The sequence below is a fragment of the Oerskovia sp. NPDC060287 genome, from assembly GCF_042726775.1.
Classification (GTDB): domain Bacteria; phylum Actinomycetota; class Actinomycetes; order Actinomycetales; family Cellulomonadaceae; genus Oerskovia; species Oerskovia merdavium.
On the sequence record NZ_JBHXBO010000144.1, the window covers coordinates 1 to 10,430 of the forward strand.

8 protein-coding genes are annotated in these 10,430 nt (G+C 74.3%); 3 read left to right on the plus strand and 5 right to left on the minus strand.

The features are described from left to right. Positions 1-55: 55 nt before the first annotated feature. Genes ACFWFR_RS13140 through ACFWFR_RS13155 form a run of 4 tightly spaced genes read right to left on the minus strand, consistent with a single transcriptional unit; the run spans position 56 to position 5,651 of the window. Entirely contained in the window at positions 56-1,081 is a 1,026-nt protein-coding gene (locus ACFWFR_RS13140) for an NUDIX hydrolase (RefSeq protein WP_191800682.1), read from the minus strand. Next, entirely contained in the window at positions 1,078-3,411 is a 2,334-nt protein-coding gene (locus ACFWFR_RS13145; protein WP_377623245.1) for an RNA degradosome polyphosphate kinase, read from the minus strand. Before ACFWFR_RS13145 ends, ACFWFR_RS13140 begins: the two co-directional genes overlap by 4 nt. Next, on the minus strand, positions 3,408-4,406 hold the full coding sequence (mshD, locus tag ACFWFR_RS13150) for a mycothiol synthase (protein ID WP_377623246.1): 999 nt from the start codon (positions 4,404-4,406) through the stop codon (positions 3,408-3,410). Before mshD ends, ACFWFR_RS13145 begins: the two co-directional genes overlap by 4 nt. 36 nt (positions 4,407-4,442) lie before the next feature. After that, positions 4,443-5,651: an alpha/beta hydrolase gene (locus ACFWFR_RS13155; protein WP_377623247.1), complete on the minus strand. Its 1,209-nt coding sequence runs from the start codon at positions 5,649-5,651 to the stop codon at positions 4,443-4,445. Between the two features lie 165 nt (positions 5,652-5,816). On the opposite strand from ACFWFR_RS13155, the gene ACFWFR_RS13160 reads away from it, so the two are divergent. Beyond that, positions 5,817-7,082, plus strand: coding sequence for an NAD(P)-binding domain-containing protein (locus ACFWFR_RS13160; protein WP_377623248.1), 1,266 nt, complete (start codon positions 5,817-5,819; stop codon positions 7,080-7,082). Between the two features lie 24 nt (positions 7,083-7,106). Next, the gene (locus tag ACFWFR_RS13165) at positions 7,107-8,525 is read left to right on the plus strand and encodes an MFS transporter (RefSeq protein ID WP_377623249.1); all 1,419 of its coding nucleotides are present in this window, start codon (positions 7,107-7,109) and stop codon (positions 8,523-8,525) included. Positions 8,526-8,633: 108 nt separating this feature from the next. Here the strand turns inward: ACFWFR_RS13165 and ACFWFR_RS13170 are convergent, their stop codons facing one another. Then, positions 8,634-9,287: a GNAT family N-acetyltransferase gene (locus ACFWFR_RS13170; protein WP_191800692.1), complete on the minus strand. Its 654-nt coding sequence runs from the start codon at positions 9,285-9,287 to the stop codon at positions 8,634-8,636. A gap of 162 nt (positions 9,288-9,449) precedes the next feature. Between ACFWFR_RS13170 and ACFWFR_RS13175 the strand changes: the two genes are divergently transcribed. Beyond that, positions 9,450-10,304 carry a hypothetical protein gene (locus ACFWFR_RS13175; protein ID WP_377618286.1) on the plus strand — a complete coding sequence of 285 codons (855 nt, stop codon included), beginning with the start codon at positions 9,450-9,452 and terminating at the stop codon, positions 10,302-10,304. Positions 10,305-10,430 lie beyond the last annotated feature (126 nt).

Sequence of the window (10,430 nt, forward strand, 5' to 3'; positions counted from 1 at the left end):
GAGGCGGCGCGCCGTCGGCCGTGACGTGCGCTCGGACGGGGAGGGACGTGTCGACCTAGTGCAGCGGCGGTGCGACCTTCTCTGCCGCGAGCACGCGCGGCCCCTTGGGGGTGTCCGCGACGTGCGCCACGAGCATCTCTCCCGGCTCCAGGAACGGGTCCCGTGTCGGCAGGGCGTTGGCCACGGGGCGGCGTGAGTGCTGACCCAGGACGTCGAGGACCGTGGGCAGGACGGGCCGGTGCGTGCAGAGCACGGTCGAGCGCTGCGACTCGAGCAGCTCGCGCACGGTGCGTGCCACGCGCGAGGGGGACCGCTCGTGCTGCGCCTCGGTCAGGTGGTCGATCGAGAGGGTCTCGAGCCGGGCGGCCTGCGCGTAGGGCGCGATGGTCTGGGCACAGCGGTCCCACTGGCTCGTCACCACGGTGTTGACCCCGTAGGCCGCGAGCACGGGAACCAGCGCGACGGACTGCGCGTGCCCGGCGGGCGTGAGCGGCCGGTCCTGCTCGGCCCCGTGCCACGCGGCCCGGGTCACGGCCTTGCCGTGCCGGGCGATCACGACGACCCGGGTCGAGAGCCGTCCGTGCGTGTACTCCTCGACGAGCGCGGCGAGCGGACCGCGGTCTGCCTTGCGGGTCACCCGGCGTGCGGCCTCCTCGACGCCGAGCCACTCGGTCGCGTCGATCTCGTCGGGCGACACCGGGGGCACGGGGGCGCGCGCGGCGAGCGGGCCCGCGTCGCGCACGCGCTTGGCCTGCTGCGCGGCCCAGTAGTGCACGCGCTTCACGCGCCCCTCCGGGGTCAGGTACTGCAGCCCGGGCAGCGGGACGCCGAGGATCACGGGCTTGCCGGTCTCCTCGGCGACCTCGCGCACGGCGGCGGTCTGGAAGGTCTCGCCCGGGTCGAGCTTGCCCTTGGGCCACGACCAGTCGTCGTAGCGTGGCCGGTGGACGAGCCGCACCTGGAGCTCGCCGTCGCGCACGCGCCACACGAGCCCTCCCGCCGACTCGATCACGGGGGCGTGCGGGACGTGGGTGGGGCCGAGGGTGTCCACGAGCGGTGCGAACGAGGACGGAGAGCTCATTGACCCATGCCCAGACGACGGCGTTGTCGGGTGATGAGGGTGGACTGGATGTCGGTCAACGGGCCGTCGGGTCCGGTCGAGTGCCGCACCCACGTCCCGTCCGCCTGCAGGTGCCAGGACGCCGTGCCGCTGTCCATCGAGATGTCGATGAGGTCGAGCAGGTTCGTGATCTGGTCCGGGTCGACGAGCCGCACGAGCGTCTCGACGCGGCGGTCGAGGTTGCGGTGCATGAGGTCGGCCGACCCGATGAAGACCTCGGGGCCGGACTCGGGACCGTCTGCGATGGCCGGGCCGCCCGAGTTGGCGAACGCGAAGATGCGCGAGTGCTCGAGGAACCGGCCCAGGATGGACCGCACGCGGATGTTCTCGCTGAGCCCGGGCACCCCGGGGCGGATCGCGCAGATGCCGCGGACCACGAGGTCCACCTTCACCCCGGCCTGCGAGGCTCGGTACAGGGCGTCGATGATGGTCTCGTCGACGACCGAGTTGACCTTGAACTTGACCCACGCGTCGCGGCCCTCGCGGGCTGCGACCGCCTCGCGCTCGATCCGTTCGACGAGGCCCGAGCGCACCGAGCGGGGCGCGACGAGCAGCCGGTGGAACCTCGACTGGGGTGCGTAGCCGCTCAGCTGGTTGAACAGGCGCGTGAGGTCCTGGCCGACCTCGGGGTCCGCGGTGAGCAGCCCGAGGTCCGTGTAGAGGCGCGCGGTCTTGGGGTTGTAGTTGCCCGTGCCCACGTGGCAGTAGCGCACGAGCCCCTCGGGCTCCTGGCGGACCACGAGCGAGAGCTTGCAGTGCGTCTTGAGGCCGACGATCCCGTACACGACGTGCACGCCCGCCTGCTCGAGCTTGCGTGCCCACGAGATGTTGGCCTGCTCGTCGAAGCGCGCCTTGATCTCGACCAGGGCGAGGACCTGCTTGCCGGCCTCGGCCGCGTCGATCAGGGCGTCGACGATGGGCGAGTCGCCCGACGTCCGGTACAGCGTCTGCTTGATCGCGAGCACGTTGGGGTCCGCGGCGGCCTGCTGGAGGAACGTCTGGACCGAGGTCGAGAACGAGTCGTACGGGTGGTGCAGCAGGATGTCGCGCTCGCGGATCGCGGCGAACACGTCGGTCGGGTTGGCGCTCTCCACCTCGGCGAGGAAGCGGTGCGTGGTCGGCACGAACCGCGGGTAGTGCAGGTCCGCACGGTCCAGGTCGGCGATGAGGTTGAGGCCCGTGAAGTCGAGCGGCGCAGGCAGCTTGTAGACCTCGTCGTCCGCGACGTCGAGCTCGCGCACGAGCAGCTGGCGGATGCGCGGGCTGATCCCGTCGGCGATCTCGAGGCGCACGGGCGGGCCGAACCGGCGACGCAGCAGCTCCTTCTCCATGGCCTGGAGCAGGTTCTCCGCGTCGTCCTCCTCGACCTCGACGTCCTCGTTGCGGGTCACGCGGAACGTGTGGTGCTCGCGCACCTCCATGCCCGGGAAGAGGTGGTCGAGGTGCTGGGAGATGACGTCCTCGAGCGGCACGAACGACGTGGGGCCCTTGTCGGGGTCTGCGGCCTGCGTGCTGGGTGCCGAGGGCCGGCCGCGCGAGTCGACCGCGATGAAGCGCGGCAGCAGCGGCGGCACCTTGACGCGCGCGAAGTGCTCCTTGCCCGTCGTCGGGTTCACCACGACGACCGCGAGGTTGAGCGAGAGCCCCGAGATGTACGGGAAGGGGTGCGCGGGGTCCACGGCCAGGGGCGTGAGCACGGGGAAGATCTGCTTGCGGAAGAACTTGTGCAGGCGCTCCTGCTCGCGCGTGTCGAGGTCCTCCCAGCGCAGCAGCGAGATGCCCTCGGTCGCCAGCGCGGGCTGCACCTGGTCGGCGAACACCGCGGCGTGGCGGGCCATGAGCTCGTGCGCACGCTCGCTGATCGCGTCGAGCACCTGGCGCGGCGTGAGACCGGAGGCGGCCGTCACGGCGAGCCCGGTCGCGATGCGTCGCTTGAGGCCTGCGACCCGGACCATGAAGAACTCGTCGAGGTTCGACGCGAAGATCGCGAGGTAGCGCACGCGCTCCAGCAGGGGCTGGTTCTCGTCCTCGGCGAGCTCGAGCACGCGCTGGTTGAACGCGAGCCAGCTCAGCTCGCGGTCCGCGAACCGGTCGGCGGGCAGGGGCTCGGCACTGAGCACCTCCTTGTCGACGGTCCCCGTGACGGGCTCCTCCTCGGCGATGTGCTCGGCGATGTGCGCCGCGAGCTCAGGGTCGAGGGCGGGCCGGGGACGGGCGTCGCGAGAAGCCTCCGGCTGCTGGTCCGGGCGCGCGGGGGTCCGGACGCCGGGACGGACGGTGGAGTCGGTCATGGCTTCATGGTGGCATCACTCGGTGAACTTTGGGTGACGGGATGCACAGCCGGCGGGCCGTACTGCACGTCCACGGTGTCCTTGCCGAAGCCCGCGCCGAGGTAGGTGCGGGTCGCTGCGGTGTTGTCGCCGTCGACGTAGAGGACCGCGCGGTCGAGGCCCTGGGCCGCGAGGTGCGCGAGCCCGACGGCGGTCAGCACCTTCCCGAGCCCCTCGCCCTGGGCGTCGGGGTCGACGCCGACGACGTAGATCTCACCCTCGCGCACGGGCGCGTCCGAGGACCCGGCCTGGTCCGTGGGCACCTTGGTCCACAGGAACCCGGCGAGCGACCCGTCCTCGCGCTCGAGCAGGAAGAACCCCTCGGGGTCGAACCAGTCCTCGGCGAGCCGGGCGTCGAGGTCGGCCTGGGTCAGGCGGCCCTGCTCGGGGTGGTGCGCGAAGGCGCGCGCGTTGACGCGGAGCCAGGCCGCGTCGTCGGGCCCGGGGCGGAACGTGCGCAGCCGCAGGCCCGCGGGGACCTCGGGACGCTCCCACGTCCCCGGGCGCAGGTCCAGGCCCATCTTCCACAGCTCGCGCACGACGACGAGCCCCGCGTCGGCCGCGAACGCGCGCGCCGCGGGGAGGTCGCCGTGCGCCCACACGTGCAGCGTGCGGCCGTGCTGGCCGGGCTCGCCCGAGCGGGCGGGCAGGGTCGCGTCGCGCTGCGCGGTGCGCAGCAGCATGCGGCCGGTCCGACGCCGGCGCGCGGCCGGGTGCACCACGAGCTCGGCGCTCGCGACGTCCCCTCCGCGGTCGATCTGTGCGTACCCCGTGACGGTGCCCGCACCGTCGTACGCGACCACGTGCGTGAGGTCCTCGTCGTCGACGCCGAGGCGCAGGAGCGGCTGCTCGGAGAGGGGGGCGACGCCGTCGGACTCGCGGGCGGCGGCCGCCAGGGCGCGGACATCGTCCGCGGTGGCCGGGTCGAGCGGGCCGATCTCGAGAGGGGAGTGCATGGCTCCATCCCATCACAACCGGGCGGACGCACCGGCTCAGGGCTGGGCCAGGTGCTCCGAGACGAACTCCAGCCCGTAGGGCAGGCCCGCGTGGACCATGGCCCACGTGTGCCCCTGGCCGGGCTCCTCGCGCAGCGCGACGGTCTGACCGCGTTCGGTGAGGGCGGCGGCCAGCCGGCGGTTCGCCTCGCGGTCGAACCGCGGGGCCTCGGAACCGCCGTCGAGGAAGACCGCGACGGGCGCCGTGAAGTCCATGGTCGGGATGTAGTGGCTGGGGGAGTTGGCGTCGAGCTCCTCCTGGGTCGCGAGCATCGCGCGCCCCCCGCCGCCCGGGTCGCCGTAGGGCTCGAGGGCCATGATCGCGCTGAACGTGTCGAGGTGGCGCAGCCCCAGGTTGAGCGCGCAGAACCCGCCCGACGACATCCCGCCGATCGCGCGGTGCTCGCGGTCCGGGACCGTCGGCAGCGTCCTGTCGACCCACGGGATCACGACGTCGGTCACGTAGGTCTCGACCTGCGCGCCGCCCGTCGTCGAGTCCAGGCACTCGGTGTCGCGCGACGAGGGGCCGGTCCCGTTGACGTCGACCGCGACGAGGATCATGGGCTGGACGAGCTGCGCCGCGAGCAGCGTGTCCATGACGTTGGCGCTGTCGGCCGCCGCGAACCAGTCGCTCGGCTGACCGGGGCTGCCGTGGAAGAGGTAGACGACGGGGTACCGCGTCGACGCCGAGGGGTCGAAGCCCGGCGGCGTGTAGACCCACGTGATGCCGTCGGCCATGCGCAGGTCCGTGGCCGGCAGCGGCGTCGAGGTCACCGAGCCCGTCGCCGACGACCCCGCGCGCTCCGAGGGCTTGTCGCGGTGGCTCGGCGGCGGGTCGACGAGGCCCCACCCAGCCATGGTGGTGCGGAACGCCGCGACGTTGGGGACGTAGCCCGCGTAGGCGTTGACCGCGACCGACACCGACAGGACCACGAGGAGCCCCGACGCGACCGTCCCGGCCCAGGCGCGCCACGCGCCGCGCGGCCTGCCGGGACCGCCTGCGTGGCGTGCCGTCCGTCGCCGCCGGTCCCAGACCACGAGCCCGGCGACCAGGACGCCGGCGGCCGCGAGCAGACCGACCGTCCACCACGAGGACACCCAGTCGCTGCGCCCCGCGAGCTCGCGCAGCACGGCAGGGGGCAGGGTCGGTGCGGTGTCGGGCTCGGGCAGCGGGACTGCGCCGGGGAGGGCGTAGGACGGACTCACTCCTCCAGGGTGCCCGCCGTGCACAGGTTCCACCGGGCGAACGCCCAGGTGGCCGCCAAGGTCCACGGGACGTTCACGGGGTGTCCCCACGCGTGCCGTCGCGCTGTGCGGTGCGTCACGGCCGTGCCGTGGATGAGTCCCGCGGCCCGCGCGGTTGGTACGGGTGTGAGCACCTCTGCACCGGCACACCACCTCTCGACGACCAGGCACGTCGACCAGCCACGGCCCGTCGACGTCGACGTCCTCGTGGTGGGCGCGGGGCAGGCCGGGCTCTCGGCCGCGTACCACCTGAGGCGGCGCGGCTTCGTGCCGCTCGGTCTCGACGGGCTCGTGTCCGCCGGACCTGACGACGGTGCCTCCCGGGGTGACCAGCGCACCTTCGTGGTGCTCGACGGGGCGCCCGCACCAGGTGGCGCGTGGCAGTTCCGCTGGCCGTCGCTCACCATGGCGCAGACGCACGCGGTGCACGACCTGCCCGGGCTGGCCCTGGACCCGGGCGACCCGCGCGAGAGCGCGAGCACCGCCGTCGGGCGGTACTTCGGGGCGTACGAGCAGGTCAACGACCTGCGCGTGCTACGACCCGTCTCGGTGCGCGAGGTGCGCGACGACCCTGCGACGGGTGCGCTGCTCGTCGAGGCGACCACGCCCGAGGGGCCCGTGACCTGGCGTGCCCGGACGCTCGTGAACGCGACCGGGACCTGGACCAAGCCCTTCTGGCCCTGGTATCCGGGCCGTGAGACGTTCGCGGGCACGCAGCTCCACACGCACGACTTCGGGCGGGCCGAGGACTTCGCGGGCCGGCGCGTGGTCGTCGTGGGCGGGGGCGCGTCCGCGACGCAGTTCCTGCTCCAGATCGCGCCGCACGCGGCCTCGACCACGTGGGTCACGCGGCGCGAGCCCGTGTGGGTCGGCGGTCCGTTCGACGAGAACCGGGGGCGCGACGCGGTCGCGCTCGTCGACGAGCGCACGCGCGCGGGCCTCGCCCCGGAGAGCGTCGTGTCCGTCACGGGCCTGCCGCTCACGCCGGTCTACGAGGCGGGGATCGCCTCGGGCGTCCTGCGCCGCCTGCCCATGTTCTCGCGCGTCGTGCCCGACGGCGTCGCGTGGGACGAGGGGGTCCGTCCCGACGGTGTCACGCACCAGGGCGCCGACGTGATCCTGTGGGCCACGGGCTTCCGGGCCGCGCTCGACCACCTCGGGCCGCTGGGGTTGCGCGGGCCGGGCGGCGGGATCGTCATGGACGGGCCGACCGTGGTCGCCGACCCGCGCGTCCAGCTCGTCGGGTACGGGCCGAGCGCGTCGACGATCGGGGCGAACCGCGCCGGCCGCGAGGCGGTGCGGGCCGTCCTGCGGGTGCTCGAGGGTCCCGCGCCTCGCGACGGTGCGGTGCCGCACGACCGTGCCCGGCCGGTGGTGCCGGGACGGGCGTGACCCCTGCGTCGATACGCTGCCCGGGTGACTCCTGATCCTCTTCCCGGACCTGACGGCCTCCCCGTCGACCGCATCCAGCGGCGGACCGTCTCGGTCCTGGCCGCGAGCCAGGTCTTCGGCGGGATCGGGGTCGCGACCGGGATCTCGGTGAGCTCTCTGATCGCGTCCGAGCTGTCCGGCTCCGACGCGATCGCCGGGCTGGCGCAGACGACGGCCGTGGTCGGCGCCGCGCTCGTCGCCCTGCCGCTCTCGCGCCTGGCCGAGCGCCACGGCCGACGCCGGTCGCTCACGACGGGCTACGTCGTCGCCCTCCTGGGGGCCGCCCTCGCGGCGACCGCGACCCTGCTCCAGACCTGGCCGCTGCTGCTCGCCGGGATGCTGCTGTTCGGGGCGGGCTCGGCGACGGGGCTCGCCTCACGCTTCACCGCGACCGACCTGGCCCGGCCCGAGCGGCGGGCCACCGACCTGTCCGTGGTGATCTGGGCGACGACGATCGGTTCGGTGCTCGGCCCCAACCTCGCCGGGGCGACCGAGAAGCTCGGTCTCCTGCCCGGCCCGGCCGGGGAGCACGGCGCGCACGGCACGTCGGCCGCACCCCTCCTCGTCGCAGCCCTGGCGTTCGCCGCGGCCGCCGCGTCCGTCTGGGTCCTGCTCCGTCCCGACCCGCTGCACGTGGCGGCCGCGCGAGCAGCGGCCGGATCCGCCGAGACCGCCGAGTCGCGGCCCGGGACGAGCGGGACCCGTGCGGGCGCTGCCGAGGAGGCTGCGCCGTCGGGCGGCGAGGACGTACCCCCCGAGGCGGACGTGGTCGCCGCCCCGACCCCCGCGCGCCCCGGCTTCCGCGCGGGCCTCGCGGCCGGGTGGGCCGTGATCCGCGCGTCGGCGACCGCGCAGCTCGCGCTCGCGGCGATCGTCGTGAGCCACCTCGTGATGGTCGGGCTCATGTCCATGACCCCGGTGCACATGGGGCACGGCGGTGCGAGCCTCCAGGTCATCGGGATCGTCATCAGCGCGCACATCGCGGGCATGTACGTGCTCAGCCCCGTGATCGGGTGGGCTGCCGACCGGGTGGGGCACGCGCGCGTCCTCGCGGTGGGCGGGGTGGTCCTGCTGGCGTCGGCCGTGGTCGTCGCGGGCGCGCCCAGCGACGACTCGGGACGGCTCACGGTCGGGCTCGTGCTGCTGGGCGTGGGCTGGTCGTGCGGGCTGGTCGCGGGATCGGCCCTGCTCATCGACGCGACGCCGGCCGGGGACCGGACCCAGGTCCAGGGGCTCTCGGACTTCGCGATGAACCTCGGCGGCGCGCTCGGCGGGGTGCTCGCGGGGATCGTCATCGCGGTCTCGTCGTACGGCGCGCTCGCGTGGGGCGCCGCGGTGCTGCTCGTCGCGTACCTCGTGCTGGTCGCGGGACGGCTGCTGCGCGCTCCCCGCGTCGCGGTCTGAGGCGCTGCGCAGCTTCCGCGCCCGGCGCGTCCGTGCCCGTGGGGGCTCGGCAGGCGTCTGGGCGTGGCAGGGAGGTGCTCGGGGCGCCCTTGCCCCTGGCAGGAGCCGTCAGCGCGCGCCGAGCTGCTTGTAGAAGATCGTCGTCGACACCAGTGCGCCGCCCGCGACCTTGGCGAACCCCGGGACGGCGCCGACCTCGGACCAGCCCCACCGGCGGTACAGCGACTCGGCGAGGCTGCCCGTCTCGGTGTCGAGCGTCAGGAGCGAGAGCCGCTCGGCCTTCGCGAAGCGCTCGATCGTGGCCATGAGTCCCGGGGCGAACTTGTTGCCGCGCGCCTGACGGTGGACCAGGAGCTTGACGACCTCGGCGCGGTGCGTGCCGTTGGCCTTGGACGTCAGGGCGAGCGACGCGGTCGCGACGATCCGACCCGAGTCGTCGCGCCCGACCCACGTGCGGTGGTCCGGGTCTGCGAGGAACGCCGACCACCACGCGGTCGCCTGCTCCTTGGTCGGCGCTTTGACCCAGCCGACGCTCGCGCCGCCCTGCACGCAGTCGATCAGCACGTCGGCGAGGCACGACAGGTCGGCCGTCCGGGCAGCGAGGCTGTCGAGGAGCGAGAGGCCGGCCGCGGGGGCTGCCGCAGGGCCCGGCCTGCCGGGCGCGCCCGGGCGGCCCGACCGGACGGCGGTCCCGCCGCGGGCGTTCGAGGAGACGAGTGCGCCACCACCGGGCGCGGGGAAGGTGAGAGGTTCGATCCGCATGGCCGTCACGGTAGCCACGGAGCGTTTCGGCCCCGTGAACGGCAGGGACTGTCCCTGTGTCCGGACGACCGTGAGTCCGAGGTCACTGCGGACCTGACGGCTCGTCGCCGCGCGCGGCGCGCACCGCGCGGGAAGACTGGGGCTCAACCTTCAGGAGGTCCCGTGTTCCTCAGCCTGCTCGCCGCCATCACCGCCGCGATCGGTTACGGCGTCAGCACCGTCATGCAGGCCGTCGCGGCCCGCCGCGCCCAGGGGCTCGCGGTGGTGCGGCAACCCCTCGTGATCCTCGCGTTCACGGTCGACCTCGTCGCGTGGCTCTTCTCGCTCGTCGCGCTCGACCACCTGCCGCTCTTCGTGGTCCAGGCCGTGCTCGCGAGCTCGCTCGTCGTGACGGTCCTGCTCGCCAAGGTGTTCCTCTCGGTGCCCATGCGACGGATCGACGTCGCCGCGATGGCGGCCATCGTGGCCGCGCTCGTGGTGCTCGGGATCGCGGGCGGGGAGCAGCCCGCGCCCGTGCCGCCCGACTGGTTCACGCCCGTGCTCATCGGGGTGGCCGCGGGGCTCGCGGTCATCGCGCTGATCTTCTACAAGGCCGGGACACCCGTGCTGCTCGCCGTGATCGGTGCCCTCGGGTACTCCGGGGCGGCCGTCGCGGCACGTGGCGCGCACGCCTCGGGGGACATCTGGGACACGATCTTCCAGCCGCTCGCGATCGCGATCGTGCTGTTCGGGGTCGTCGGGGCGCTCGCGTACCTGCGCTCGCTCGAGCGCGGCAAGGTCGGGACGAACGCCGCGATCCTCTCGGTGATCGAGGTCGTCGTCCCCGGGGCCGTGGGCATCGCGGTGCTCGGCGACACGATCCGCTCGGGCTGGGACCCCGCGGTCGCCGTCGCGGCGCTCGTCGCGCTCGCGGGCTGCGTGGTCCTCGCGACGAGCCCCGCGAACGAGGCGGCCGAGTCCGGGGAGGCGAGCGACGGCGTCGGGCCGTCGAAGGACGCGGCGGCAGAGCCCGCGTAGGTCGCTCTCGTCGAGGCCGGCGGGGCGCCGCGGCCCGACGGCGGTGCGCGCCACGTGCGGTGGCGTCACCCGGGGCGCGCCGGGGCCCCGGTCCCGGTGTGCCCGGCGCGCCGACCAGCTCGGCGC